Genomic DNA, 26,308 nt, shown 5'->3' on the forward strand with positions numbered 1-26,308 from the left:
TTAGCTTGCTGCGGCAAATATGCGGCAGCAAGTTAGCGTGACCTTGTCACTTTAATCAATACAATACAGACCATTAAGGAGTAACAGTGGACTTTATTACAGAGCATAAAATCCCATTAGGTGAATGGATGGCCACCTTCGTGGATTGGCTAACCTACAGCGCCGCCGGATTTTTTGACTCAGTGTCATATACCCTCGAATCAGTGATTATGTTTTTGGTGGAGTTATTTAAATGGTTTCCGCCTTCGGTGCCCATTGTGGTTACCGCCTTATTAGCGTGGTTTTTACACCGCAGTATTTCCCTCGTGATATTTATCGTAGCTGCCTTGTTGCTAATTATGAACATGGGTTACTGGGAAGAGATGCTTGAAACATTAGTATTGGTGCTAAGTGCTACCACTATTTCGTTGTTGGTAGGCGTGCCAATTGGCATTGTTGCTGCACATAAACCTTGGTTATACACCATACTCAGGCCCATTCTCGATTTGATGCAAACCATTCCCACCTTTGTTTATTTAATTCCCACCTTAGTGCTATTTGGTTTAGGGGTGGTTCCGGGGCTTATTTCTACCATTATTTTTGCCATTGCTGCTCCAATACGTCTCACTTATTTAGGCATTAGCCGGGTACCAGATGAGCTGGTTGAGGCCGGTAAAGCATTCGGTGCAAGCCGATTGAAGTTACTGCTTAAAGTTGAGTTGCCGGCGGCAATGCCAAATATTATGGCAGGAGTAACCCAGTGCATTATGTTGTCTTTATCAATGGTGGTGATAGCCGCCCTTGTAGGGGCTGACGGCCTAGGTAAGCCGGTAGTTCGCGCTTTAAACACGGTGAATATAGCCCAAGGTTTTGAAGCGGGATTAGCGATTGTATTGGTGGCGATTATTTTAGACCGCTTATGTAAAAGCCCTGCCAGCCAGAACAAAGAGGCTTAGACATGAGCGCAATTAGTATTAAAAACTTAGATGTTGTTTTTGGTTTTCATACTGCCAAATCATTAGCCTTGTTAGACAAAGGCGCTAGCCGCCCAGAGATTATTGATGCCACAGGTGATGTGGTAGGCGTTCATGATGTGAGCCTTGATATTAAAAAGGGCGAGATTTGCGTATTAATGGGCTTGTCTGGTTCGGGCAAGTCGAGCTTGTTACGGGCGATTAATGGGCTAAATACGGTTACGCGTGGTTCACTGACCATTGAAGATGGCGAACAGCCTATTGATTTGGCTAACTGCGACAAAGCGGCTTTACGCCACTTGCGTACTAATCGTATCTCGATGGTGTTTCAAAAATTTGCCTTAATGCCTTGGTTAAGTGTTTTGGATAACGCTGCCTTTGGCTTAGAGATGCAAGGCATTGCCAAGGCCGAACGCAGGCGTTTAGCCGAAGAAACTCTCGAGCTAGTGGGCTTAGCCGAGTGGAAAGATAACTTCCCGCATGAGCTATCGGGTGGCATGCAGCAAAGGGTAGGGCTGGCGCGAGCATTTACCATGGACAGCGATATTTTGTTGATGGACGAACCGTTTTCGGCGCTAGACCCTTTGATAAGAACCCAGTTACAAGATGAGCTGTTAGAGCTACAGCGTAAGCTAAATAAAACCATTGTATTTGTAAGTCACGATTTAGACGAAGCGCTGAAGCTAGGCAATAAAATTGCCATTATGGAGTCGGGTCGTTTAATACAGCATGGTAAACCAGAAGACATAGTGCTTAATCCTAAAACTGAATACGTAGGGGAGTTTGTTGCTCATACTAATCCCTTGAATGTGCTGTGTGGTCGCTCTTTAATGACTAAAGCAAGTGCGCTTAAAGTTCTAAACGATAAGCTGGTATTGAGCGAGTATGATCAAAGCTTTATTCAAGTGAACCATCTTAAGCAGGTAATATCAGTGACGCGTGGTGAAAAGCTTTTGCCTCTGCATCGATGGCAAGAGGGTGATAAGTTAGAGTCACTAAGTAGGGATAGCCAAGTAATAGCACCTGCAGATGTATCGATGCGCGAGGGCTTAGAGATACGCTATAGAACGGGATTACCAGTGTTACTGGCCGATGAAGGCGTGCTGGTGGGAGTATTAGCCGATAATGATTTCTACCATGCGCTGCTAGGTAAACACTTTTCTTATGAAGCGAGCGCCTAAATATTTTTTCAATATTTTGGGTGATGGTAATAACCCTTTGCTGATGACGAAAAGTATTTAAATTAAGCCATAAAGGTGGATCAATATGATTCGCCTTTTTGTATTCATCAGTTTATAAAAATTACGCACGACTCACTGGGTAAGCGCTGTATTGCAAAAATGGCCTTAACAACAAAAAAGTCTATTAAGGCGGTGCTAATCTTAGTAGTAGGGATCAATGTCTCCTTTATATGTTTATGCCTACCTTCCTCGCTGTAAGGGCTTCGATTTAGAGAGTTGTTGTGAGCCTCCCCCGTTTTGTTTGACCAGTATTATAGATTGACAAAAAAACGTACACATGCAAAATTACACATATGTAAATAAATGCATATGAACTATGAACCCTCAATTATTTTATAAATGTTTGGCCGATGACGTGCGCTTAAAAGCCTTGATGATTATTGCCGAGGCTGGTGAGGCGTGTGTTTGTGATTTGATGCAGGCCTTGCAGCTCGACCAACCAAAGACTTCTCGCCATTTAGCCCAGTTACGCAAATGCCAAGTATTGCAAGATCAACGCCGTGGTAAGTGGGTGTACTACCAATTACATCCGGAATTACCCGCTTGGGCTGAACGGGTGATCCGAGAAACTCAAGCCAACAACAAAGACTACTACCAAACAGAGTTAGCGCGCTTTGAGGCGAATAAACAACAGCTTTGCTAGTGGATTAATCACAGAGTTCATTGACACATGTGGATGGGAAAGAAGGTAATAAAATGGGATTGTTTGAAAGATATTTAACCGTGTGGGTCGGCCTCGCTATTATTGTGGGCATTGCTGCGGGTAGCTTAATGCCAGAGGTATTTGCGGTAGTGGCTGGCCTTGAGTTCGCGCATGTTAATTTAGTGATTGCCTTACTTATTTGGCTAATGATTTACCCAATGATGGTGCAAATTGATTTTTCATCGATTAAGGATGTAGGCAAAAAGCCTAAAGGTTTAGTGCTTACCATTGTGATTAATTGGCTGATTAAACCCTTTAGCATGGCGCTGCTAGGTTGGTTGTTTTTTAAAGGTATTTTTGCCGATTGGGTAGACCCAAGCACCGCTACCGAGTACATCGCAGGCATGATTTTGCTCGGCGTAGCGCCGTGTACCGCCATGGTATTTGTATGGAGCCAGCTTACTAAGGGCGATGCTAACTATACCTTGGTGCAGGTATCGATTAATGATGTGATTATGATCTTCGCTTTTGCGCCTATCGCCGGTTTTTTACTTGGCATGAGTGACATTACCGTGCCTTGGAATACCTTGTTAATATCGGTAGTGCTTTACGTATTAGTGCCACTTATAGCAGGCGCAGTTACGCGTAAAAAGCTGGATAAAGAAAATGACCATTCTCGCTTAAATCAGTTTTTAGCTACCATGAAACCGTGGTCGATTATTGGCTTGCTGGCCACCGTTGTGTTGTTGTTTGGTTTTCAATCGGAAACGATTTTAGCTAAACCAGAGGCAATTGTTCTTATTGCCATTCCTTTGCTTATTCAAACCTACGGTATTTTTGCTCTGGCCTATTGGTTGGCCAAGCGTATGAAGTTACCGCACAACATTGCTGCCCCAGCTTGTATGATTGGCACCTCTAACTTTTTTGAGTTAGCTGTAGCGGTTGCTATATCGCTGTTTGGCTTACACTCTGGTGCAGCATTAGCCACTGTGGTTGGTGTATTGGTTGAAGTACCAGTAATGCTTTCTTTAGTCTGGTTTGCTAACCGCACCCGCCATTGGTTTAGTTAAGCGAGGCTTTAGTTAAGCTAGGCTTTAGCTGAACTAAGTAAAAACCTCTCTCCCTGCTCTAAGCTGTGGGGAGAGAGACAATTTGATTGTTCTGAACATCTTCCACCGCAAAATCGATCAGCGCTCTTACCTTACGCGGCAGCACATTACCGTCTAGGTAAACCGCAAACAGCGGATGCATTGGCAGGTCGTAGTTTTCCAGCAGCCGCACCAGCTTCCCTTCACTTAGCTCTTTATGCAAAACAAAGTTGGGGCATAGTGCTACTCCGCAACCTTCCACAGCCCAGTCTCGAGCAATATTGGCACTGTTCACCATTAGGTTTCGTGAAGGGTTAAAGGCGTATTCTTGGCCGTTTTGCTGGAATACCCAGCGTTTAGCATTACGCCTATTGGTGTCGATGATACAAGTATGGGTCTCTAAGTCATCGGGGCGAAGTGGCGTGCCTTTAAGCGTTAAGTAGTTGGGCGAGGCCACTAAGTGGCTGGTGAATTCAAACAGCTTGCGAGCTTTTAACGTTACTACATCGGGCATGCCTACTCGAAAGGCCAAGTCGAAACCATCACTTGCTAGATCTACATGCTCGTCGCTTAAGCGCAGGTCAATACTTAGCTGAGGGTGGATGGCGGCAAAGCGACTCAATAAACCTTTTATGTAAATTTCACCAAGAGTAACCGGCGCAGCTATACGTAATATACCGCTTAGGCCTTTAGCTTCTTCACCAATGCCTGTGAGCAAATCATCTAGCTCATCCAATAAGGCGGGCGCGCGATTAAGTAGCTGCTGACCCGAAGGCGTAAGCCCTACTTTTCGGGTAGTGCGTTGCAGCAAACGAGCACCAATCTTGGTTTCTAACTCCGCCACGTATTTTGAGCTTAGCCGGTTAGATATGCCTAAGCGCTGCGCTGCTTCGGTAAAGGAACCGGTTTGCGCTGTAGCAACAAATGCTTTTAAGCCGTCAATCAAGTCCATGTCTAGCTGCCTATTAAGAACAAATTGAAGATAGTTATTCTATATCTTCTCCATTGTGAGGTGAATCTCTTAAGCCGATAATTGCTGCATTCCAGTTTAACGCTTCGCCCAAGCCAAGTGGCTGTGGGGTAGAAAGAACAAAGGAGAAAGCAGCGAGATGGTTACTTTGCAAGGCTTAAACACACTTAGCGCTAAGCTAGCAAAAACGCAGTCTATGCCAGTGGTGTTTATTGGCCACGGCAACCCAATGAATGCCATAGAGGAAAATCGCTTTAACCAAAGTTGGTCGCAGCTTGGGCAAGCTCTGCCTAGGCCGCAGGCAATATTGATGATTTCAGCGCACTGGGTGAGCAAGGGAGTAAGTCTGGTAGATAACTCGGCCAAGCCTAAAACCATTCATGATTTTTACGGCTTTCCAGAGGCTTTATCTGCACAGCGTTATCCCGCCAAGGGCGACCCTGTGTTGGCGCAGCAGCTAACGGAGTTGTTAAGTGAGCAACAAGTGCAAACTGATAACAGCTGGGGCCTTGATCATGGCGCTTGGTCGGTACTTAAGTGGATGTATCCAGCTGCAGATGTTCCGGTATTTCAGCTTTCTATCGATGTATCAAAAGACTTGAGTTGGCACTTCGCCCTAGGGCGCACTTTGTCGGCGCTGCGTAAGCGCGGTGTGTTAATCATTGGTTCGGGCAATGTAGTACATAACTTAGCAGCGCTAAAGCCGAGCCAGCAGCCCTATGAATGGGCCCAAGAGTTCGATGCATTTTTTGCTAAGCGCTTAGAGCAGCGACAGTTTTCCGAGCTATTAAACCCAGCAGCCATGGGCGGCTTAATGCGCAAGGCTAACCCAAGTATAGAGCACTATATACCAGCAATTACTGTGGCGGGTGCGTCAAGTAAACAAGATCATTTAAGTGTGGTTTGCCAGGGTTTTGACCTTAGCGCTATATCCATGCGTTCGTTTGTTTTTCATCAGATTTAAGATTGAATGAGGAGTCACCAATGTTAGTAAATGGAGTGTGGACCGAAGACTGGCAGCCTTTACAAAAAGCCGATGAACAGGGGCGTTTTGTAAGGCAAACCTCTGGGTTTCGCAATTGGATTACTGCCGATGGCAGTCCTGGGCCAACGGGCGAGGGGGGCTTTAAAGCCGAAGCGGGGCGCTATAGATTATATGTAGCCTTAATTTGCCCTTGGGCATCACGCACGCTGATTGCGCGCAAGCTTAAAGGCTTAGAAGCATTAATTCCTGTTACAGTGCTTAACCCAAGTTTAAGCTCGCAAGGCTGGCGCTTTGGCGGCTACCAAGGCGCCGATCAAGACCCGCTGTTTGCTTCCTCTTACATGCATCAAATATATACCCGTGCCGATCCTAGCTTTACCGGTAGAGCCACCGTGCCAGTGCTCTGGGACATGCAAAAAAATGTGATAGTGAATAATGAAAGCGCCGATATTCTGCGGATGTTTGATAGTGCCTTTGAGCAGCTAGTACCTTCTAACATTCGCCTTTATCCAGAGCAACATAGTGAAGAGATTGACGCCCTAAATGCGCGAATTTATCACCAGTTTAATAACGGCGTTTATAAGGCTGGATTTACTCAATCACAAACTGCTTACCAAGAGGCGGTAACCGGAGTGTTTGAGCTATTAGAGGAGTTGGAGAAAAGGCTAACAAAGCAGCAATACCTAATCGGGGACAAGCTTACCGAAACTGATATTCGCACCTTTGTAACGCTAATACGCTTTGATCTTGCCTATTACGGTTTGTTTAAAACCAATCGTAAACAAATAGCTGATTACCCGCTGTTATCAGCTTACATGCAACGAATACTGGCCTTACCTGGAGTGGCGGAGACGGTTAATGTTGACCACATCACTCGCGGCTATTATTCAATTAAAGCCTTAAACCCATCTGGAGTTAGGCCTATTGGGCCTGCGCATATCGATGATTTAATGGCGGCGTTAGCCTAGGGTTAATGCTGCAAACGGGTAGCGTTTATTTGATGTTATTGTGGACTGAGCTCAGTTTAGGCCAGTTGGCTTAAGTCCATGAACTTAAAGTAATTTTATTTGATTTAACTGTCAGTTAATTTTACATTCTCGACCAGCTTATAAGTTTATCTGGGGTTTATATCTATAAATATCAAACGCTTATGAGTCTGGTCCGATTTGTGCTTAAAGACGCTGGAGTGACAAACTAGTCAACTAACTTCCACTTTCAAAACTTAAGGACAGACATTGAAAAAGTTAATCAGTTTAATCAGCGTACTTTTATTTAGCGCAGCTGCACAAGCCACCCCAATTTCAAGCGGTTTGATTATTGAAGGAACTACATTTTCTAGCAATAACGCATTCCAGTTTTTTAATGATTCTACAGAGGGTGAGAAAATCACCTCTATTACTTGGGATTTAAGCCCAATTGGCGCGTTCTTTGATTCAACCAATACGAGCCCTGGTTTGAGCAGTAGCCCACTTACATTAGGTGCCTCTTCTTCTGTAGGTCATATTTTCCCAACCAACGATGCCTTGAATGGTTCGAGTATTTTAACCATCTCGTTTACTGATTTTGATGCTGGCGAGTTCTTTACTTTTGGTGTTGATACCGACTTTTTAAATGCTCCTGATGCAAATGGTCTAAATGGTAATCAGTTTTTTGGTGCTACGGCCTTAGCTATCTTCTCTGATGGCAGCCAGCGTTTTGGTACCTATGCGCCAACCAATGTTGCTGGTTTCGGTTCAGAGGTTTCTATTGTTCAGCCAGCTACTGTTCCAGAGCCAGCGTCGATACTTATGTTAGGTTTGGCTATTTGTGGTCTTGGCGTTTCTCGCAAGCGAAAAGCTTAAATTATCAGGCTAGTTTTAGCCTTTCTCAAAAAAAGCACCCGAGGGTGCTTTTTTTAGTTGGAACTGCAGAGTCTAAGGTTGCTTGCTTTATACCGTATCAATACCTGTGGCGTTCTGCCAATCGCTTGCCTAATACATCGAATTGGTATTTTGTTAACTTAGAACCGGCGATGAATGTGTCTGTGCAGGGTGTTGGTATAACTGGGCGTTTAATGTCGCTCAATTAATAGGAGGTAAGCTACTTGAAATGTTAGCTATTTATGCAATCGCTAAAGCGTTAATCTAACTCGTTAACTACCTTGTTAACATGGCTTTTAGCCTAATTATTTTATAGCCATTTCGTTTTGCCAATGAATGGCCGTTTCCCAGCAGTCCTTGCTCTGTTTAGCTGTCTATTATTCTCTCAACAACAGTACTACTTTAGCGCTGGAAAAAGCGCCTATCTTTGCGATTTTATTAAGAGCGGAAAATTAACTGAACAAAACATAACCGTTAAGTACCCTTATTTTTAGTGTTTATTTTTCCAACTCTTTTACGTTTTTTAGTAATTGTGAATGACTCTCTATTTATCTAATAAATGATTATGGTTTTTAACCAAAGGTAGGCTTTACTCGGGTTGATGGTTTTTTAATCAGTGTAGTTGTCGGGATTAATTAGCTATTACTAAAAATAAAATTCTAAATGCAATTGCTCTACAAGGAGAAGTGAAGTAATGAATATAATTAAAAACAATTTCACGAACTGTAATAAAATTGTGATTGGTGTAATGCTTGCCCCATTATTAGTGGTAAGTTCATATGCCGAAACATTAAGAAATAGAACATTGTTACCTGAGGTATGGGCTCCAAATCTAATTTGGGATGGTGGTAATAATCCTCACTTTAATAAGTGGCAGCCAGTTGGCTCTGCAGATCCTACCGCTAAAGTTTTTAACGGAACCCTGTACGTTTATACCTCAACAGACAGTAAAGAACTTTGCCAAATACGCAGTGACAAGCTACAAAAACATGCTTATGCACCTTGGGCTAATACCGGGTTTTGTATGCCGGGTTATCAAGTTTTTTCTTCTGCTGATGCCTCACTAAATCAGAGTACTTGGCAGAAGCATGGTTTGGTATTACGCCAAAAAGACGTGCCTTGGGCTAGAAAGTCTGCCGAAGGTTGGGGCAATAGCGCCACTATGTGGGCGGCTGACGTTGTAGAGGGAGATGATGGTAAGTATTACATGTTCTTCCCAAGTGTGAGAGGTGACAATAACCATCAAACCATCGGTGTGGCGGTGGCAGATTCCCCTGCGGGTCCATTTGTTGCGAGGCCTTCACCGATTGCTACCTCCAATAATTTTGACCATGTGTTTGACCCGTCGGTAATCAAGGTGGGCAACCAGTGGTACATTTTCTACGCTAAAAATGGCAGTGGGGGTAACAAAGCAATTTGGGCTGCAAAAATTGATGCCAACTTCAACTATATTTATAACCCTCTCGATTTAATGCTAGAGCCGGGCAGTTATCTGGAAGGGCCCCATGCTTACATGATAGGTAGTGACCTGTGGTTACAATGGGCAAGTGTTACTGCGCCAGCTCAATGGCCTTATCCTGGTGGCTACCAAATAAAGCAGGCGGTGGCATGGAATAACAATAATCCGCTATCGAATTTTGATCAGCGAGGCATTATGGTTCATCCATTTGGTAATCCAGGCACTAACCATGGCTCGGTTGTTTCTTGGGCGAATAACTATTGGGCGTTTTATCACGACCATTTAAATGGCAAAAACTCAGGCTATACACCCACTGCACCCAACCAAACACATAACTACCGTCGAGCGATGTATAGCTTAGTGGAAATTGATGTATCAAAACGTGGTGAAGTTAAACCATTTAGACCAGATAATATAGTGAGTCAGCCTAGTTTATCTAATTGATGTTGAGCCCTTAAAGCTTATTGCCCTTAACAGTTTAAGTGAAATGTGTTTTTTTATGGAAGCTACATATTTTGTTTATTCAAATCGGGCGTAGGCTTTATTCAATGAATCTGGCCACGGCTTAGTTTAAATAAAGTCTTGCTGTGGCCCAGACTGTTTAGCTATTAACGCTAAGTGATGGAGCCAATTAATGTTGAATGTTCGATGTTTAGTTATGCTCTCATTTGTTGCCCTGCTGATGGGGGGCGCATTCTCACTTAAGGGATTTGACGGTAAAGACGAAACCTTAGCAGAGTTAGTTAGTGTTCAAGCGCGTTCGCAGATACCTGCAAATGCAAAAGCTTATAGCAGCCCAACAGTTGACACTTTTTCGTTAGGGGAGCCGTTAACCGAGGGAGATAGGCTTCAGGATAAGAATTCTCTCATTGGAGTTAATGACTTTGCTGGGCAATTGACCATGCAAGTCGGTAGTGCAGCGTCTAAAGAAAACTTTCTCCAATCAATGGGCTTACTGGAGCAATGGGCTAAATACGACTTGATGGAAGTTTTCGCGTGGTTAGAACGACAAGATACCCAAGAAATGGCAAGTTTTTACCAAGCTATAGTGTTAAGCGCCTTGTTGGATCCGCTTAGCGATAAACAGCAGTTGGCTTACCTCATCGCCAAGCTCCCTCAAGACTTAACGAATCACAGTTTTTTAATCACGACTTTTGCTAATGAGTTGGCCAAGCAAGATATTAACTTAGCCTTAGAATGGCTAGAAACCGTTGAGCTAGAAAGTTCGGCTAGCCACGCAAAATCAAGCGTATTAACGCAATGGGCACAGCTGCAACCCAACTTAGCTTTAGATTTTTTATTAGAGCAACCAGAGTTAGAACCATCACTCACTCAACAAGTCGCGGTTAATGCTATTTCAGCAATGAGCACTCAAGAGCTTACTCGGCATATTGAACACTTGTATCGCTACCCCGAAGCTTTGCAGCTAAGTATTAGCGGTGCACTAGTGAGAACGATGCTAGCGCGTCAGCCAACGTTGGCGAAACAGTGGATCGATGAGCAAGCGAGAGGCCCGATTAAAGATGCCTCATTACAGGAGTATATTCGGCATCAAGCAAGTTACATGGATAACGGTGAATTGAGGGAGTTAATTCTGGAAGTTGAAGACTCTAACTTATCTAAAACACTATGGGCTTTAGTTGCCAGTGAGTAAGCCTATTGGCAGTAGTAGTTGAGAAACTAAAAAGCCTCAAAAGAGGCTTTATTGGTTTGCTTGAACGCTTATTTAGCGCTAGACACCTTGCTAGAACTTAAGGCTTTTTACTTAGCACCGCATCTATATCTGCTGCGCTGTGGCGTTCTGCCAATTGCTCCCACTCTTCGCCCCAAACGCGATTAACAATGCGGCCGCGCTGCACGGCCGGCCGTTGTTCAATTTCTTTGGCCCAACGCATTACATTGGTGTAGCTAGCGGCATCCAAAAACTCGGCGGCTTCATACACCGTGTTAAGCACCACATTGCCATACCAAGGCCAGGTAGCAATATCGGCGATGCTATATTCACTGCCACCCAAATACTGATTGTTGGCGAGGCGTTTATCCAATACATCTAGCTGGCGTTTGGTTTCCATGGTGAAGCGGTTAATTGGGTATTCGTATTTCTCTGGCGCATAGGCATAAAAATGACCAAAGCCACCACCAAGGTAAGGGGCCGAGCCTTGCAGCCAAAACAGCCAGTTCATGGTTTCGGTGCGTGCTGCTGGATCTTTAGGAAGTAAGTGGCCAAATTTTTCAGCCAAATAAAGCAAAATAGCACCTGATTCAAATACTCGAATCGGCGTATCACCGGAATGGTCACTTAAGGCCGGGATTTTAGAATTTGGGTTAATATCAACAAAGCCAGAAGAGAATTGATCGCCTTCGCCAATGTTAATTAAATAAGCGTCGTACTCTGCCTCTTTAATACCCAGTGCAAGCAGCTCCTCAAGCATAATCGTTACTTTTTGCCCGTTAGGCGTAGCGAGCGAATGCAGTTGCAAAGGGTTGGCGCCCACAGCCAGGGTTTTCTCATGCCGAGCGCCTGAATCGGGTCGATTAATGCTTGCCCACTGACCACCACTTTCGCTGTCCATGGTCCAAACTTTAGGCGGTATAAATTCTGTAGTCATTACTGCTCCTTAACTGGTTTGCTGCTAACAAGATAAATATGTTGGCAAATACGGGCGTTAATAAAGTGTAGGGTTAACTATAAGAACCGTTAACTGATAAAACAATTCGAATGGAAGCGGATATTGTTTAATTACATTACCTTGAGATAGAGAGGCGAACAAGATATTGCTATGCCGCATAACAGTGTAGCGGCATAGCAAATGGTTTAACGAGAGCGGCGTTTAAGGCCTAAAGTAAGTGCTGCAATGGCTAAAGTAATTAGCATACTCATAGCGCAAAACTCTACAATCGCTACAAAGCCGTCGCTGTCGATGAGTTCGCCAGCGATTAGTGCTCCAGAACCAAAACCAAAAGACATAGCAAACAGCAAGATACCTTGGGTTAGCGCCGGAGAGTAGGGGCTGAGTTGCTCGGCGATGGCGGGGATCACCATATCAAACCAAGAAATAGCCTGCATCAGCAGCACAATCAACAAAACCGGTAGGGCGCTAGGTATTTGTGTTCCCACAGCTAAGCACAAACCAATAGCGGTAATGGCGTAGCAGCTAAGCCCGGTTATCCACACAACATAAGGGCCGCTTTTATCTGCCCAGCGACCGGCGGGTTCAAGCAGTATGATGGTTAGAATGGCTGAGATAGCTAAGCCAAAGGCCGAGTGCCCCAAGTCCACCGAAAATACCTGTTTAATAATTAGTGGACCTGTTTCCATTAGGTTGGTAGAGGTAAACATTGAAAGAAAAATAGTGACCAAAAAGGCACAAAACGCCGCTTTGTTTTTCGGTGTCAGAGTCTCTTCTTTGTTGGTTTCGTCAGCCGCTTGCTCAAGCTCTTTGCTCTGGCTTATTTTAGGTGGCGGGGCAATAAACACCGTAACGATAGAAATACTCACCAGTGCCATTAGCAATTGCAATTGCAATTGTTGCTCGCTAGTCCAATTAAATAGGCTTACTAAGCCTAGTAATGAGCCGGCGATAACAATACCTAAAAACTGAAATTGGAATAGCCTGCTTAAGCCTCGGCTATGTAGCTTGGCTGGCAGTGCATTTAACACAAAAGTTGGGTTTAGCACCAACTGCGACACCGTACCAATGCCAATACTTAAGCCAACCAGCAAGTACATATAGCTTTGCGTAGTAGCGAAGTAGAGCAGTATTAGCGATAGTAAGTGAGAGAATAGCGCCACCTTTTGCAGTTGCCGATGAATCGCGTATTTGTCGGCCAGCCAGCCAATAAGTGGCGCGCTAATACCAAAAATGCCAATGAGCGACATGACCGAGCCCATTAACGCTCCGCTGCCAGTGCGTTCAATAATTAGTGGGGCAAGTAGCAGGGCAATCGCTACCCACTGCACCACGCCAATCGACATTTGGGCCACGTACCAAGGTTTAACGGTTTTCATTTATACCTCCAGAGTTAATTCAACTCGCCTTGATTTCCTCAAAACTTGCTAAAGCTATTGAGTGAAAACATCGGCGGATAATTTGGTTTAACTCAGGGTATGAATATCGCCCGCTTCGGCACAGTGTCTTACTCGTTGTTACTTAGCCGCTTAAGTAAGTTACGTAGGCTTATTGTTCCATTTACCAAAAAGAACTGATTTATGGCTACGACGGCGGCGATTTCCAATTTGCATTTAGCCTTGATGATGCGCGCACCTTTGGTGGAGAAGTCTTTGAAATCAACGGTCAGCAGTTAAGCATTGAATACAACCAAGAACACGACTTTGCTTATTTGGTAGGGGAAGATGGAGAGCAGCTGCCTACTCACAATGGTTTGTTTTGGGTGGTATGGTCTCATAGGTTCCCAGATATCATTACCTTAAATGGCTAGTACAAAACATGAGATAAAAGAAGCCCGCTAAAAGCGGGCTTCTGTCTTTTTTGGGCTAACTGCTTACGTTTTGAGCGTTGCCAAACTTGTTAAAAAACAGGGAGGTGTAACTCGTAATTGCCCCAAAGCAAGCTAGGTGTTTTCGAGACAATTAAAAGCCTATCGTTCTAAAACCCCGCAATTATTGCGAGGTTTTAGAGGGGCCGTTACTTATTGATTCAAATCGATAACATCGATAGGAAATTGCAATGTCACTGGCTCTAATGGCTGTTGCTCAGCTAATGAGCTATCGCGAGCTTCCACGCGTTTCCATGCTTCGCCTGCCCAACCTTGGATCTTGTCGGTTAAAGCTGGAGCATAAGGTTCGATGCCGGTGTCGAATACTTCGATGAAGACATCGTTGTTTTCTATTTTGGTGTAGCAAGTGTGCTGGTCACCATATGGGCAGTTAGAGATCACTACGTACATGTCTTGCTCGGCATACCATTCAATCGCAGTGCCATCTTTCACTGGTGGCGTTGGGCACATGCGAGCTCGCGTGATGTTTTGCTCGTCCAACATGAACTGGTTGCCTTGAAAAATGTTCCAGTCGTTGCGGTCAGCAAAGTACTGAACCACTTCTTTGCGTAGCTTCTCATCCTGAATATTAGCGATAGCTGGAATGCGGTTAAATGCATGCATAAAGTTCTCGTGGCAAGAGTTCGTCACTTTATCCAGTCCATGTGCCAGGCCGATGTATTCTGGCGAACAGTGAGCAGCTAACCAGATATGGGTAAAGCCGTCTTCCAACTCCTCATAGGGGAATTCATCTTCTACCAACGTTGCCATTTTACGGAAGTGGCGTGATTGTGACCAAATACCCGACATTAGGCGTTGGTTAAAGCCTTCGATGGCCGTTGAATTCAGGTGGTCTGAATACTGCGCCAAGTCGGTGGTAACCATTAACACATCCATGATTTGGGTGCGGCCATTGTTACCTTTTGCATTTGGGCGTTGCTCTATGCGGATCACTTGACCAGCTTTGACTAAAAACGAGTTACCTGTTTCGGCTTTTAATACGTCGGAATAAACATGTTTACGCGTGTTGTTGCGTTTGGTATCACGTACCCGCTCGTAGAAGGCTAAGTCAGCCGATAAAGAGTCTGAGTAAGTTTTTACTGGATCAACCTCTGCGTCATAAGAAGAGTTGAAGTTTTCGGTCAGTTGTTCACCACATGATTTGCTTAGATTAGTCATATTCATTTCCTCAAAAAATATGCAGCATCCGTTCGAAGTTGGTTACCGATACTCCTTTGTGCACCGGATTAAAGTATGGGGTTGCCCCCTGAATTCTGTTTGTTCAATAAAAAGGTGAATGCTATTGGTTATCGCTTTTTCTGCCTTTCTTGTTATTGGTGTTTTGTTTAAATAGTCGCTTTATTTCTGCCGTTATCAGTATCACGATGGGCTTACCCAGACATGCCGCTGAACCAAACAGAAACACCTCGTTAACCACAAAGCCAATGCTTGAATAAAAAGCGATTTGACTTACCGTCCATCCTTGTGACGCACCATAAGATGCCAAGCTCGCTGGCACAGCCACCATGCCGACGTTTGTCGCTATAAACACAGCCAGTGCTGTTTTCTTAAACCGTGTGTCAACGAGCGCCGTAATGCCTGTATTTGATTGATGTGACATAACAAATCCTCATAACTTCATTAAGAGAGTAAACGCTTAATCTTCCGCAACATGGTTGCTTTCCAATCTCTCCCCGTTTGGTGATGCCCATATTAGTCATTTTTTATTTAATTAAAATTCAGTAAACCTTAAGAAAAATTGACACATTAAGAGAGTGATATGGCTTACTAGTGCGCTTGAAATGCATCACAAAGGCTCTATCATTAAGCTAAATCAACGATTTATACATTTAAGGTGTAAGGATTTCTGACATGTTGACTGTGAGCTTATTGCAGCTACAGGCTTTTGTGACTTCTGCAAAGTTAGGTTCGTTTTCATCTGCCGCCAGAAAGATGAAAAAAACACACTCTGCCATCAGTATGACGATTGCGAACTTAGAGCTCGACTTGAATCAGGACCTGTTTGATCGCTCAACACGCAATCCAACGCTAACGCCAGCGGGAGAGCAGTTGCTAAAAGAAGCTGAGTTGGTGCTAGCCCAATGTGAAAATTTTGAAAGGTTAGCCAATGCGCTAGAACCAGAGGAAGAGGTTGAATTTACGCTCGCCCTCGATAGTGTTTATAGCATCCCATTTGAGAAACAAATTTTAGAGATGCTCGCAACGCGCTTTCCTCGTTTAGCGCTAAAAATGGTGGAAAGTCCTTCCTCAGAAGTGATTAGCTCGGTAATCCAAGAAAAGGCGAATATTGGATTCACCTTAGTTGAGCAGCCGCTATTTAGTAACTTAGGTGCTATTTCTTTGCCGCCTGCCAACTTGTTATATGTTGCCACTCCAGAGCACCCACTGGCGTCCTTAGAATGCGTGTCTTTAATTGATTTAAAACATCATCGCCAAGCATACATGCCGCATCACGCTAACCGCAACGACACCGCTATTTCACCGAATACTTGGGAATGCGAATCTATATCGGCTGCCAAAACTGCGGTGGGATATGGTTTATGCTGGGCCATGGTGGTTGAGCCGTTTGTTAGCTCCGATATTGAATCAGGTCGGTTGGTCGCACTTAATGTTGAGCCATCACTTATAAAGCAAGTGTCCGCCGCATTAATATGGAAAATTGGCAAAGAGTCAGGGCCTGTTCATACTGCTCTCAGGGAACTATGCAGCCAACATAATTAATTTTTAGGTATCACCTAAAGGCTAAGTTTACTGGCAGAAGGCTGCCATAAGGTAAGTCAGAAATAAACGCATATCGGTGAGTTCAATACTCACCGATATGCTTGGCTATTTCTTGATATTCGAGCGCTTTAGCCAAGCCATAGCTTGTGCTTTTAAGATATTAAAAACCGGCTTGCCGAGAATAGCGATGCTAGCAAAAAACAATACCTCTCCCAACACCCATAAGCCAGCGCCTAAACTAGCAATTTGTTCAACGCTCAAATGAATCAGAGCACCTATTACGCCAGCGATGGCCAAAAAACCAAAAATGAGTAGCTGGCTACACACTAAACCGACTAAGGCCAATTTCTTCCAGGGGGTGTTTAGCAGTTTATTCAGTTCAAACGGTTTCAAATTTGTTGGTATGGCAGAGCGCGTCGGTTTGCTTGGAGTAGACATTAGAGCCTCCGTTTCATTTAAAGAAAAGTAAACGCACACCTTTGATAGGCGTGCGTTTTGGTTTAGGTGTTATTTCACACTGTTATCTTTAGTAGCAATACGGGCGAAGATGTCATCTTCCCAGCCTTGGTTGTCACCTAAGTGGCCTGTCTCTGGCGCGATACCTGTGTCATAAACACTGACATACACAGGGTTCGGACGCGCTTCTGGATAAGGCAGCGCTTGGTCCGCGTAAGGGCAGTTACTCACCACAAAGTACATATCCTTTTCAGCGTAAAACTCACAGCCCACTCCATCATCTACCGCAGGGCTTGGGGCTAACATACAGCGGGTGATCCCTTTCGCGTCTTGGTCAAACTTGTTCGGTTGGAACATATTGATGTCATTGCGATCTGAGTACAGTTTAATGATACGGCGCTTCTCGGCCTCATCTTCCATATTGGCAATGGCAGGAATACGACCAAATGCTTGGTAGAAGTTTTCTTGGCACGAGTTCACATTACCTTCTTTACCATGAACCATAGTGATCCAATCAGGGCAACAGTGCGCCGCAAAGAAAATGTGGCTGTAGTTCTCTTCCATTTTTTCATAAGGGAATTCATCTTCTACCAGTGTCACCATTTTTTCGCAGAAGCCACTTTGTGACCAAACGGCACTGTGTAAGCGTTGATTAAGGCCATCTAGCGCACTGGTATTTAAGTGGTCACCCCATTGCTCTAGGTCTGGCGTCACCATGTGCACATCGATAATTTGAGTGCGGCCATTGTGCAAGCCAGGGCGCTGCTCAAAGCGAATGACTTGGCCAGCTTTAACAAAAAACGCATTACCGGTATGAGGAAGCAAGATGTCGTCGTAAACATGGCGACGGGTATCGTTCGCTTTGGTTGCACGAACCTGCTGGTAAAAAGCAAGGTTTGGAGACACTGCGCGTTCGTAAGTTTTTACTGGGTCTACGTCTGCGTTGTAAGTGGTATCGATAGCGTGTGACATAATGATTTTCTCTCTAGTAAGGTTTAAGTTATTTGACTCGGTAGCTGTTGTTGGTGCCCCGTGCTGTTGATGTGTAATTTATAACAATTAGAGAAAATACAAAGTTAGTTACCTTTCTAAAAATCAGGCAGGTTGTGCTACAGTGAGTGAAATAGAGAAGCGAGGGAGAAGTGATGAATTTCAGCCTGCATCAATTACAAGCCTTTGTGTTAGCTGCTGAGTTAGGTTCATTTTCAGCGGCTGCGCGCAAAATGCGTAAAGCTCACTCTGCGGTGAGCACGGCAATTTCTAACTTAGAGTTGGATGTTGGACAGGAGTTGTTTGACCGCAGTGCGCGTGAGCCCGTGCTAACAACAGCGGGTGAAGTGCTATTTAGCGAAGCAAAAAGTATTCTGGCGAATTGTCGTTACTTTGAACAACTGGCTAGCGAATTACACCCGCAGCAAGAGAGCCAATTTACCATTGCCATAGATGATTACTTCGATTTACCCAAACAACAAGAACTGTTAATGATGTTGGCAGAGCGGTTTCCTAATCTAGAGTTACGGGTGCGCGAGGCTTTATCACAAGACATTATCGCGTTGGTCACCAAAGGGGAGGCAGATATTGGCTTTACGCTATTGCAGCAGGCGGTATCTAGCCAGATGAGTTATATGCCTATGCCCGATGTACAGTTGCATTACTTGGTATCACCGAAACATGAGTTAGCGCAATTGGCATTTGGAAAATCAAGCCGTAAACCGACCCAATTACATCAACTAGAGCGTTATCGCCAAGGCATACTGGCACGTAGTAGCTACTTTAGCTCGCAACAAATCTCAGCCAAGGTATGGAAAGTTGACACATTGTTTGCCGCAGCGGAATTAGCCGCCAGCGGCGCGTGTTGGATCATGTCGCCGCCGTCCTTTGTCCGCCCACTTGTAGAGACGGGCAGTTTAGTCTCTTTACCTGTGCATCAAGACTTACAGCGCAGTATACCGTCGGCAGTGATCTGGCGAAGCCAAACCAGCCAAGGCTTAGTACATCAAGCGGTGCGTAGTTGGGTGCAAGAGAAACAAGTGGCGGGAGAGATATCCAATAAGCTTTAATGTGTTAAGACATCGCGAAATAATACTTCAATAAGTACTTAGCTTATGTCCAAAAATGGGTTAGGCATGGTGACACGTTTGTGTCCAAAAGTTTGTTTAGAAATAAGCTTCCTTTACCGTTAGCTGACGCCTTTAGCTAAAACAAAGCGCTTGCTCACCAAAACTATCTGTAGATGCAGCTATGCTAATTGTTTTTAGTGTGGGGGATTGGCTGGTGTTACGTTGGGTTTTTATCTTGCTCGGCTGTCTGTGGAGTCAGGGCTTATATGCTGCTGAAGCGCAAAATTGGTATCGCTCGGCCAGTTTTTATCATATTTGGCTTAAGTCTTTTGCTGCCTCTCATCAACAGCATGAGGTTGGCAATATTCAGGGAATTATTCAGCGCTTCGACTATCTAAATGATGGCAAGGAAAATGCGGGTAAAGATCTTGAAGTAGACGCCATTTTACTTTCGCCTTTTTACCTTAGTGCGCGTAGCTCTGAAGATCCTTTAGATAATATTCATGGTTATGACGCGGTGGATTATTACCAAGTTAATCCGGTTTTTGGTGATAAGAGTGACCTGAAGCAGCTGTTAGATTTAGCCCATAGCCGTGGGGTAAAAGTGTTGTTTGATTTTGTACCCGCTTACACCTCGATAAAACATCCTTGGTTTATTAATTCTGCCAATGGCGGCGATAAGCGTGATTGGTATGTATGGGATACAAATCCCTCTTCTCAGTGGCAAGCCGCTTGGGGAGGAGGTAGTTGGCAAGATGTATGGAAAGCTCATGGCAATAGCTATTTTTATAGTTACTTCCAAAGCAGCGAAATTGCCGATTTAAACTTGTATAACCCACAGGTGCGGCAAGCCTTAGAAGAGGTATTAAAATACTGGCTCGATTTCGGCTTTGATGGCGCCAGAATAGACGGCGCTCCTTATTTAATTGAAGACGGCCCAGGCAAGCAGGCTGACCGACCAGAAACCTTTCAAATATTGCGTGAGTATCGAGCTATTGCTGACAGCTATGAGCAAGGCAAAGTGCTAATAGCCGAAACGTGGCGACCTTCTGAGGTGGTGGCCAAGTATTTTGGTAACGGCCACAACCAAATTCATATGGGTTTTGATTTTGACCTTGCCTGGCAAATTCCCGGCGCGATTAAACGTGGTAATGATCAGGGTTTGCGAAACCTGCATCAGCAGCAAGACCAAGATTATCCACCGGGCTATCAAACGGCGGCTTTTTTGAGTAACCACGATAGCTATCTCTCCAGACCAATGACTGTATATAAAGGCAATGCTAATCAAGCTCTGCAAGCCGCCAGTTTGCAGCTACTTAGTCGCGCAACACCGTTTATTTTTTATGGCAATGAATTAGGTATGTTGGGAGAACATCAACCCGATGCCCAGCTCCGTGGTTTGTTTAATTGGCAGGATGTAGAGCAGCAACTCGCCTTGCCAAACTCCTTGTTAAATCAATATCGCCACCTACTTAAGGTACGCCGCGAACACCCTTTTATTGGTGAGGCTTCGCTGCATTTTTTAGATACCCAAAGCGATAAGGTATTTGCCTATGCTTTAGCTACCCAGCACCAAGCGCTGGTGGTGCTCATTAATACCAATAAAACACCCAGTCGAGCGCAGCTCAATATGGCGCAAATTAGCTCATTAAGTGCGAATCAAGATTATCGCTTATGGCCTGTGTTGGGAGAGCCGAGCCTAAAACGCCGTGAGGCTTTGGCTGGCGCGGCTAGCTATCAACTGGAACAGCTGGCGGGAGAGAGTGTAACGGTGCTGTATTTTGGGGAACAGCAAGCAAGCTTGGTGGCGGGCTACCCTGGCAAGGTAGTAGCACCAACAACTGCACTAGTGCCAAGCGCCATTGCCTTAAAAAGCTTGTATTTGCGTGGTGATATGAATGGCTGGGATGGCAGTTTACCCATGACCTTAAATGAAAACGGCCAGTGGCAAGTTAGGGTAAAACTGCAAAAAGGCCGTTATCAATACAAGTTTGAAGTAAATGGCCAACCTTTGTGGGGACGCAACTGGGGAGATAATCGCCGTAACGGCATAGGTGATATAGATGGCGAAAATATTCGATTAAGGGCGGCCAACAGTGGCTGTTATCTATTTAGTTTTAACCCACAGAGCCGTCAGCACTTGGTAGAGCAGCAAACTGAGTGTGATTAGCTTTTAGATTGTTAAGAGCTTTGTACAGCTTGGAACAAACCGCTAAAGCGGGTGCTATTTGAGAATCAGCAGCGGCTGAAACTAATTAGCTGTTACAGCTTACAAATAACAAAGCCTGCTTAATCGCAGGCTTTGTAGAGTAACGAACAGCAAATCAAGCGGGCTTAGTTTTGTAAGTTGCCGTCTGTGTCGTAAAACATCTGGGTGCTGTAGTTTTCTAGAGGAAGCTTGTCGATGCTGCCGCGACGCTCTACGTAGTCAACAAATGACTGGGCGTAGTCTAGGAAGCTATCTTCAAATTTGCTCTCGTCTGCTGCAATGTCGGCAAAGCTAAAGTAACCATCTCGGCCGCCGGCAATGTAGTTATTAGTTACTACAGTGAAGCTGTCGCTATCGGCTAAGGTAATCCAATCGCTAGTGCCTTTGGCTTTTACTTCTACGTCGTATAAGCGTGCACCGGCTGCTTGTGACATATCAACCTTGTAACGCAAACCTGCTGCATAAGGGTAAGCACCAGTAGAGCCTTCTGGATCTAGGGCGTAATCAACGGCTTCGTTAAGCACTGTTTTGATTTCGGCACCAGTCATTTCCAGGTAAACCAAGGTATTAGCGAAAGGTAATAAGGTGTAGGCATCACCAATGGTGTAATCACCTTGTGGTACGTCGTTACGCACGCCACCGGCATTTTGAATGGCTACCTCACCACGTACCGCTTGCTCTAAAAAGGCTTGAGCCACCAAGTTTGAAATATCTGAGCCGTTGGCGTTGGTGGCAGAAACATCACATAAGGTGCTGCGACCTTGGCCTGGAATACGCTCAAAACATAAGTCTTGCGCTACGCTGCCCACTACCGCTTGTTTCAATACATCAACTTCCGCAGCGTAAACCGCTAGTACAGCTGCTGCATTCTCATCATCGCTAACAATCGACAAATTGGCATTTGCTGCAACGTCGTCGGTTACTGCAGTGCGCTCAGCGCCTACAAGTTCAACACGGTCACCATTGCTGTCTTTACGTTTAAAGCTATCTGCTAGCAATAGGTGTGGAGTACCGGCACAGCTTTCTAACTTACCGTTGCCATCAAAGGTAATGGCAAGGTCGCCAACTACCGCAGAGTATTGCCATGCTTGGGCGATACAAACTGGGTCGCCATCTAAGTTAGTGCGCATGGTTGGGTATTCACCAGCAGAATTCAAGCCTAGCGCTTCAAAGTCACCCAATAAGGTGTGCGAATCACCGCCGATAATAACGTCTACGTCGGTAAGTTTGGCCGCTAGCTCCAAGTCGTTGCTGTACTGGTAGTGAGTAAGCAAGATGATGTTATTCACCCCTTTGCCTTTTAGCTCATCAATGTACATTTGCGCTGTGGTGGCTTCGTCGTGAAACTGGGTAGTGGTATCAGGGCTAGATGAATTCTTGGTTTTAGTCGCGATGTCGATGCCAATAATACCTACTTGGGCATCACCAAAAGACTTAATCATGTAAGGTTGGAAGTAGTCCCAACGGGTAACAGGAGCGAGAGGTGATACACCTACTTCCGGCTCTACGTTGGCGGCCAATACTTGAGTTTGACAGGTCGGGCTGTATAAAAACTCTAAGAAGGTTTTAAGGCCGGCATCGCCGCCATCAAATTCGTGGTTACCTAAGGCAAAGGCATCAAAACATACTTCATTCATTAATGCTGCATCGGCTTCACCTTTAAACAAGGTGTAGTAAAGGTCACCTGTAATCGCATCACCAGCGTGCAGTTTTAATACATTGTCTTTAGCTGCGGCCAGTTCATTGATTTTCGCCACAATTTTAGGAAAACCACCAACCGATACGCGGGTCTCTTCACCGGCTAGGTTAAGGTCTATGCCAGTGTCTGCTTGCAGGTGTGAATGGTGATCATTCACATGCAGTACGTTAATGCTTAGTGGCTGTGGGCTGGGTGTGCTGTCGTCATCATTACAGGCAACTAATGCAACGCTAAGGGGCAGAAAGGCTAACCATTCCTTGCGAAAATTCATCTTTACTAACTCCGTTTAGATAGAAAGCTCTAAACACTAGAGAACTAAGATGAACCATAGATGAACTATTTTTGTTAGTTTTGTGTCGGCCGCCTAACTCGGCCAGTCAACCATGCTGCTAGTTTGCAGTGGGCTAACGCTTTGTTGGCCTTTCCAGTGCTTAATAAACTTTTGCTCTGGGTCGAACATGGCCGTTTGCTTATCGATGTCAAAGTGTCTGCCACCGCGCGGATCAGCGCCAACGCCTGCGATGTATTGCCAGTTTCCCCAGTTACTGGCTACGTCGTAATCAATTAAGCATTGCTCAAAGTAGGCCGCGCCGTAGCGCCAGTCTACTTGCAGTTCGTTAACCAAACAGCTGGCAACGATTTGCCTGCCGCGATTAGACATCCAGCCACTAGCATTGAGCTGGTGCATTAAGGCATTAACCAGTGGGTAGGGCGTAGTACCACTGCACCACTGCTTAAAGCGTTGCGGATAAAAACTGCAATGGGGTGTTTTGCCTGTGGTGCCAGAAAAAACGAACAACTTGTCACCATGCGCTCTGGCATACCAGTAAAAGTACTCTCGCCATAGCAATTCGAAGTAAATCCAATAGCTGGATTCGTTGGCTCCATGTTCGGCTTCGTAAGCCTTTAGTGCTTGCATCGCTTGCCTAGGGCTAAGCGCGCCATGGGCCAGAAATGGTGATAATCCGGTTGAGAAATCCTCGCCACTTAAAGCATTACGCGTTTGCTTGTAACTACTGGCGGCTTGGCTGGAAAAGTAGCCTGTTAAATGGTCTTGAGCTGCTTGTTCACCACCTCGATAGTAGCGATTGCCTTCTGCTGGCGGCATGGCTGTTGGTGCATGAGCGAGCAAGTTAGGAGCCTTAGGTAATTGCTTTAGCAGCGGCAAGGTTTTGGGGATCTCTAAAGCCTCTACTAGCTTACGAAAAGGCGTGAAACTAGCCGGAAGTTTAGTTAAGCCAAAAGGCAATTGCTGCTGTTCAAATAAGCAGGAGCTATTGGCCGCGTGAAAGCGGATTAACGGGTAAGCCTGTTGTAAGGCTAGCCACTGTTGGGCTTCGTCGCTGCCTGGGTGAACACTTCTACCCATATCGGTAATGCGATAATGTTGAATGTAACAGGCGACTTGCTGCTCAAAGCTGCCATCTTCAATAAACAGCTGTTGGCCAAGTTGCTTTAAGCTAAGATTGAGTTCACTTAAGGTCTGGTTTAAGTAAGCCTGTTTGGCCGAACTAACGCTGGTTTGGCTAAAATGCTGAACAAAAGGGCTGGTGGGCTGGTTTATATATACGCAAATGAGTTGGTCGACTTGCTGTGCTAGTTGTTCTAGCGCTGGATTGTCTTGCACTCTGCAATCGTTATCGAAAATAAACAGCCCTAGTCGCATTTTTGCTTTCCAAAGTTTGTGGTTAGTAAATGAGTGTACGTATCTGCTTGTTATTCAGTTTAATCTGACGAGAGTTTGGCTGCTTAGTTTTTCTCTTAACAAAGGAAATGATCATGATCCCTCTGAGTACTTCGATAGTGGCGGGTGTCGCTTTGTCGCAAATCAATGGTGAAACCAAAATGTTGCTAATGAAGCGAAGCAAGGGCAATTATTGGTGCCATGTAGCGGGGCATATTGAGGGCGAGGAAAAAGCCTGGCAGGCGATCATTCGAGAGTTTAAAGAAGAAACCCAAATTGAAGTGTGCCAGCTATACAACGGGCAAATTCTCGAACAGTTTTTTGAAGCCAATGTGAACGTGATCCAGATTATTCCAGTATTTGCAGTACTTTGCCCACCAGAGCAAGCGATAGTATTGAACCATGAACATACCGAGTATCGTTGGTGTAGCCTGCAAGAAGCCTGTGATTTGGTGCCTTTTCCTAATCAGCGAGAAGTCTATCAGCAGGTTTGGCAGAGTTTTGTTTTAAACAAACCCCACCCTTTGTTTGAGGTAGATATTAGCTCTCTTAATTAACAGAAGATGGTGATAACTTTTTGATAAAACATCACCAGTAGTGTTAGGCTAAGTGTATGTTATTTATGAATTTGTACTATCTGTTTAGTGTGACCTTGTCCCACTTATAACTTGTTATGAAGATACTACAAATTTAAATGTTTGCGCTTAGATTCAGCTAAGGCTTGGTTACTAATCAGCTTTTTCACTGCTAGGCGACAATCTTACTAGCGATGTTCGCTTCCTCATCATATAGGTTGGTAGATGTATTTCTCTAAAGTATTACCTTTGACTTGGTTGTTGTTACTTACCCTTAGTGCTTGTGGCGGTGCTAGTGATTCACCCGCGCCGCAATCTGACGAACAAGAAATACCCGCTGACCCTGAGCCAAACGAACCTGAGCCCGAAGAGCCTGCAGATAGTTCGGTACAGGCATTAATGCTAGATGCCGTTAACCAAGCACGCAGTGTAGGTAGAGATTGCGGAGATACTTTTTATCCCGCGGTAGCTGCGCTAACCAGTAACCTGAAGTTGCAATTAGCCGCTGAAGAACACTCCAACAATATGGCCAATTATGACTTCTTTTCTCACACCGGCTTAGATGGCTCAAGCGTGGCTACTCGGGTTAGTCGCCAAGGTTATTCTTGGTCAAATGTAGGGGAAAACATAGCCGCAGGGCAGCGCTCGGTAGAGGCGGCGATGAACGGGTGGCTTAACAGCAGCGGCCATTGCGCCAATATTATGAATGCTAATTACCGTGAACTAGGGGCTGCCAAAGCTGAGAATGCTAGCAGTAGTTATGGCATTTACTGGACCCAAGTTTTTGCTCGGTAGGGTAAGCTCTTGCTGAACCTAAGGCTCAATTAAATATTGCGTTTCTTTCACTGTTTTTAAATCTATCAGTCATACAAATAATGCAATAACTGCCTCTGACGGCTGCTGAAACAAGTTGCTTATATTTGGATTTATTTGTAAATCAATTGATTATGGATTTTGTTGATCGATTTGTTAAAAGTAGTGTTTAGATCATGTTTTTAAATATGTAGTTATGTATTATTTTCCTGCTTGTGCAAATTGAGCGACGAAATTAAGGTTTTCACAAGTTAAATCAAACTTTTAATGAGTGCTTTCGTTACTGAGGGAACAGTAACTCCGTGCTACAAACTGCCGAAGTTGAATTACGGTGAATGTGTACCTTGGCTTACGAACACACGCAGTCCTGACGAT

At 44.8% G+C, this 26,308-nt stretch carries 23 protein-coding genes; 14 read left to right on the plus strand and 9 right to left on the minus strand.

What is annotated here, in order from left to right; translation table 11 throughout:
* The first annotated feature begins 86 nt into the window (after positions 1 to 86).
* From choW to arsB, 4 genes are all read left to right on the plus strand, one after another.
* On the plus strand, positions 87 to 935 hold the full coding sequence (choW, locus tag G6R11_RS05000; protein WP_163131996.1) for a choline ABC transporter permease subunit: 849 nt from the start codon (positions 87 to 89) through the stop codon (positions 933 to 935).
* A gap of 2 nt (positions 936 to 937) precedes the next feature.
* Positions 938 to 2,134, plus strand: coding sequence for a choline ABC transporter ATP-binding protein (gene choV / locus G6R11_RS05005; protein WP_163131997.1), 1,197 nt, complete (start codon positions 938 to 940; stop codon positions 2,132 to 2,134).
* A gap of 376 nt (positions 2,135 to 2,510) precedes the next feature.
* The gene (locus G6R11_RS05010; protein WP_163131998.1) at positions 2,511 to 2,837 is read left to right on the plus strand and encodes a metalloregulator ArsR/SmtB family transcription factor; all 327 of its coding nucleotides are present in this window, start codon (positions 2,511 to 2,513) and stop codon (positions 2,835 to 2,837) included.
* A gap of 53 nt (positions 2,838 to 2,890) precedes the next feature.
* Positions 2,891 to 3,907 carry an ACR3 family arsenite efflux transporter gene (gene arsB, locus G6R11_RS05015; RefSeq protein WP_163131999.1) on the plus strand — a complete coding sequence of 339 codons (1,017 nt, stop codon included), beginning with the start codon at positions 2,891 to 2,893 and terminating at the stop codon, positions 3,905 to 3,907.
* Positions 3,908 to 3,965: 58 nt separating this feature from the next.
* Here the strand turns inward: arsB and G6R11_RS05020 are convergent, their stop codons facing one another.
* Positions 3,966 to 4,877, minus strand: a complete 912-nt coding sequence (locus G6R11_RS05020; RefSeq protein WP_163132000.1) for a LysR family transcriptional regulator — start codon at positions 4,875 to 4,877, stop codon at positions 3,966 to 3,968.
* A gap of 157 nt (positions 4,878 to 5,034) precedes the next feature.
* On the opposite strand from G6R11_RS05020, the gene ygiD reads away from it, so the two are divergent.
* The 5 genes from ygiD (at position 5,035) to G6R11_RS05045 (ending at position 10,852) form a co-directional block, all read left to right on the plus strand.
* Positions 5,035 to 5,859 (plus strand): 4,5-DOPA dioxygenase extradiol, encoded by an 825-nt coding sequence (gene ygiD, locus G6R11_RS05025; protein WP_163132001.1) that lies wholly within the window; start codon positions 5,035 to 5,037, stop codon positions 5,857 to 5,859.
* 20 nt (positions 5,860 to 5,879) lie between these two features.
* Positions 5,880 to 6,848 carry a glutathione S-transferase family protein gene (locus G6R11_RS05030; protein ID WP_163132002.1) on the plus strand — a complete coding sequence of 323 codons (969 nt, stop codon included), beginning with the start codon at positions 5,880 to 5,882 and terminating at the stop codon, positions 6,846 to 6,848.
* A gap of 267 nt (positions 6,849 to 7,115) precedes the next feature.
* Positions 7,116 to 7,721, plus strand: a complete 606-nt coding sequence (locus G6R11_RS05035) for a PEP-CTERM sorting domain-containing protein (RefSeq protein WP_163132003.1) — start codon at positions 7,116 to 7,118, stop codon at positions 7,719 to 7,721.
* A gap of 712 nt (positions 7,722 to 8,433) precedes the next feature.
* Positions 8,434 to 9,642 carry a family 43 glycosylhydrolase gene (locus G6R11_RS05040; protein WP_163132004.1) on the plus strand — a complete coding sequence of 403 codons (1,209 nt, stop codon included), beginning with the start codon at positions 8,434 to 8,436 and terminating at the stop codon, positions 9,640 to 9,642.
* Positions 9,643 to 9,832: 190 nt separating this feature from the next.
* Positions 9,833 to 10,852: a hypothetical protein gene (locus G6R11_RS05045; RefSeq protein ID WP_163132005.1), complete on the plus strand. Its 1,020-nt coding sequence runs from the start codon at positions 9,833 to 9,835 to the stop codon at positions 10,850 to 10,852.
* A 97-nt stretch (positions 10,853 to 10,949) separates the two neighbouring features.
* On the opposite strand, the gene yghU is transcribed toward G6R11_RS05045, so the two are convergent.
* The 4 genes from yghU to G6R11_RS05065 form a co-directional block, all read right to left on the minus strand.
* On the minus strand, positions 10,950 to 11,807 hold the full coding sequence (yghU, locus tag G6R11_RS05050) for a glutathione-dependent disulfide-bond oxidoreductase (RefSeq protein ID WP_163132006.1): 858 nt from the start codon (positions 11,805 to 11,807) through the stop codon (positions 10,950 to 10,952).
* Positions 11,808 to 12,013: 206 nt separating this feature from the next.
* Complete coding sequence (locus G6R11_RS05055; protein WP_163132007.1) at positions 12,014 to 13,207, minus strand: MFS transporter; 1,194 nt, start codon at positions 13,205 to 13,207, stop codon at positions 12,014 to 12,016.
* A 641-nt stretch (positions 13,208 to 13,848) separates the two neighbouring features.
* The gene (locus G6R11_RS05060; protein WP_163132008.1) at positions 13,849 to 14,874 is read right to left on the minus strand and encodes a DUF1989 domain-containing protein; all 1,026 of its coding nucleotides are present in this window, start codon (positions 14,872 to 14,874) and stop codon (positions 13,849 to 13,851) included.
* Positions 14,875 to 14,995: 121 nt separating this feature from the next.
* Positions 14,996 to 15,316 carry a hypothetical protein gene (locus tag G6R11_RS05065; protein WP_163132009.1) on the minus strand — a complete coding sequence of 107 codons (321 nt, stop codon included), beginning with the start codon at positions 15,314 to 15,316 and terminating at the stop codon, positions 14,996 to 14,998.
* A 251-nt stretch (positions 15,317 to 15,567) separates the two neighbouring features.
* Here G6R11_RS05065 and G6R11_RS05070 point away from each other — a divergent pair, with 251 nt between their 5' ends.
* Positions 15,568 to 16,437: a LysR family transcriptional regulator gene (locus G6R11_RS05070; RefSeq protein WP_163132010.1), complete on the plus strand. Its 870-nt coding sequence runs from the start codon at positions 15,568 to 15,570 to the stop codon at positions 16,435 to 16,437.
* Positions 16,438 to 16,542: 105 nt separating this feature from the next.
* Here G6R11_RS05070 and G6R11_RS05075 read toward each other — a convergent pair whose 3' ends face one another.
* On the minus strand, positions 16,543 to 16,875 hold the full coding sequence (locus G6R11_RS05075; RefSeq protein ID WP_163132011.1) for a hypothetical protein: 333 nt from the start codon (positions 16,873 to 16,875) through the stop codon (positions 16,543 to 16,545).
* 69 nt (positions 16,876 to 16,944) lie between these two features.
* Positions 16,945 to 17,865 (minus strand): DUF1989 domain-containing protein, encoded by a 921-nt coding sequence (locus tag G6R11_RS05080; protein WP_163132012.1) that lies wholly within the window; start codon positions 17,863 to 17,865, stop codon positions 16,945 to 16,947.
* Positions 17,866 to 18,038: 173 nt separating this feature from the next.
* Here G6R11_RS05080 and G6R11_RS05085 point away from each other — a divergent pair, with 173 nt between their 5' ends.
* Together G6R11_RS05085 and G6R11_RS05090 are read left to right on the plus strand one after the other, a co-directional pair.
* Entirely contained in the window at positions 18,039 to 18,953 is a 915-nt protein-coding gene (locus G6R11_RS05085; RefSeq protein ID WP_163132013.1) for a LysR family transcriptional regulator, read from the plus strand.
* A 181-nt stretch (positions 18,954 to 19,134) separates the two neighbouring features.
* Entirely contained in the window at positions 19,135 to 21,123 is a 1,989-nt protein-coding gene (locus G6R11_RS05090) for an alpha-amylase family glycosyl hydrolase (protein WP_163132014.1), read from the plus strand.
* A gap of 164 nt (positions 21,124 to 21,287) precedes the next feature.
* On the opposite strand, the gene nadN is transcribed toward G6R11_RS05090, so the two are convergent.
* Positions 21,288 to 23,132: an NAD nucleotidase gene (nadN, locus tag G6R11_RS05095; protein WP_163132015.1), complete on the minus strand. Its 1,845-nt coding sequence runs from the start codon at positions 23,130 to 23,132 to the stop codon at positions 21,288 to 21,290.
* 93 nt (positions 23,133 to 23,225) lie between these two features.
* Entirely contained in the window at positions 23,226 to 24,527 is a 1,302-nt protein-coding gene (locus tag G6R11_RS05100) for a DASH family cryptochrome (RefSeq protein ID WP_163132016.1), read from the minus strand.
* Between the two features lie 113 nt (positions 24,528 to 24,640).
* On the opposite strand from G6R11_RS05100, the gene G6R11_RS05105 reads away from it, so the two are divergent.
* Both G6R11_RS05105 and G6R11_RS05110 read left to right on the plus strand, forming a co-directional pair.
* Positions 24,641 to 25,102 (plus strand): NUDIX pyrophosphatase, encoded by a 462-nt coding sequence (locus G6R11_RS05105; protein WP_163132017.1) that lies wholly within the window; start codon positions 24,641 to 24,643, stop codon positions 25,100 to 25,102.
* A 243-nt stretch (positions 25,103 to 25,345) separates the two neighbouring features.
* Entirely contained in the window at positions 25,346 to 25,915 is a 570-nt protein-coding gene (locus tag G6R11_RS05110) for a CAP domain-containing protein (RefSeq protein ID WP_163132018.1), read from the plus strand.
* Positions 25,916 to 26,308 lie beyond the last annotated feature (393 nt).

Source organism: Agarivorans sp. Alg241-V36, from assembly GCF_900537085.1.
GTDB lineage: Bacteria > Pseudomonadota > Gammaproteobacteria > Enterobacterales > Celerinatantimonadaceae > Agarivorans.

What these genes read in the sequence shown, in the direction of transcription:
- G6R11_RS05040 (WP_163132004.1), top strand. Translation starts at nt 8,434, where the DNA reads ATGAATATAATTAAAAACAATTTCACGAACTGTAATAAAATTGTGATT.
- G6R11_RS05090 (WP_163132014.1), top strand. Translation starts at nt 19,135, where the DNA reads ATGCTAATTGTTTTTAGTGTGGGGGATTGGCTGGTGTTACGTTGGGTT.
- ygiD (WP_163132001.1), top strand. Translation starts at nt 5,035, where the DNA reads ATGGTTACTTTGCAAGGCTTAAACACACTTAGCGCTAAGCTAGCAAAA.
- G6R11_RS05085 (WP_163132013.1), top strand. Translation starts at nt 18,039, where the DNA reads ATGAATTTCAGCCTGCATCAATTACAAGCCTTTGTGTTAGCTGCTGAG.
- G6R11_RS05045 (WP_163132005.1), top strand. Translation starts at nt 9,833, where the DNA reads ATGTTGAATGTTCGATGTTTAGTTATGCTCTCATTTGTTGCCCTGCTG.
- arsB (WP_163131999.1), top strand. Translation starts at nt 2,891, where the DNA reads ATGGGATTGTTTGAAAGATATTTAACCGTGTGGGTCGGCCTCGCTATT.
- G6R11_RS05060 (WP_163132008.1), bottom strand. Translation starts at nt 14,874, where the DNA reads ATGACTAATCTAAGCAAATCATGTGGTGAACAACTGACCGAAAACTTC.
- G6R11_RS05100 (WP_163132016.1), bottom strand. Translation starts at nt 24,527, where the DNA reads ATGCGACTAGGGCTGTTTATTTTCGATAACGATTGCAGAGTGCAAGAC.
- choV (WP_163131997.1), top strand. Translation starts at nt 938, where the DNA reads ATGAGCGCAATTAGTATTAAAAACTTAGATGTTGTTTTTGGTTTTCAT.
- G6R11_RS05065 (WP_163132009.1), bottom strand. Translation starts at nt 15,316, where the DNA reads ATGTCACATCAATCAAATACAGGCATTACGGCGCTCGTTGACACACGG.
- nadN (WP_163132015.1), bottom strand. Translation starts at nt 23,132, where the DNA reads ATGAATTTTCGCAAGGAATGGTTAGCCTTTCTGCCCCTTAGCGTTGCA.
- G6R11_RS05080 (WP_163132012.1), bottom strand. Translation starts at nt 17,865, where the DNA reads ATGTCACACGCTATCGATACCACTTACAACGCAGACGTAGACCCAGTA.
- G6R11_RS05055 (WP_163132007.1), bottom strand. Translation starts at nt 13,207, where the DNA reads ATGAAAACCGTTAAACCTTGGTACGTGGCCCAAATGTCGATTGGCGTG.
- G6R11_RS05020 (WP_163132000.1), bottom strand. Translation starts at nt 4,877, where the DNA reads ATGGACTTGATTGACGGCTTAAAAGCATTTGTTGCTACAGCGCAAACC.
- G6R11_RS05110 (WP_163132018.1), top strand. Translation starts at nt 25,346, where the DNA reads ATGTATTTCTCTAAAGTATTACCTTTGACTTGGTTGTTGTTACTTACC.
- G6R11_RS05030 (WP_163132002.1), top strand. Translation starts at nt 5,880, where the DNA reads ATGTTAGTAAATGGAGTGTGGACCGAAGACTGGCAGCCTTTACAAAAA.
- G6R11_RS05010 (WP_163131998.1), top strand. Translation starts at nt 2,511, where the DNA reads ATGAACCCTCAATTATTTTATAAATGTTTGGCCGATGACGTGCGCTTA.
- yghU (WP_163132006.1), bottom strand. Translation starts at nt 11,807, where the DNA reads ATGACTACAGAATTTATACCGCCTAAAGTTTGGACCATGGACAGCGAA.
- G6R11_RS05105 (WP_163132017.1), top strand. Translation starts at nt 24,641, where the DNA reads ATGATCCCTCTGAGTACTTCGATAGTGGCGGGTGTCGCTTTGTCGCAA.
- G6R11_RS05070 (WP_163132010.1), top strand. Translation starts at nt 15,568, where the DNA reads ATGTTGACTGTGAGCTTATTGCAGCTACAGGCTTTTGTGACTTCTGCA.
- G6R11_RS05075 (WP_163132011.1), bottom strand. Translation starts at nt 16,875, where the DNA reads ATGTCTACTCCAAGCAAACCGACGCGCTCTGCCATACCAACAAATTTG.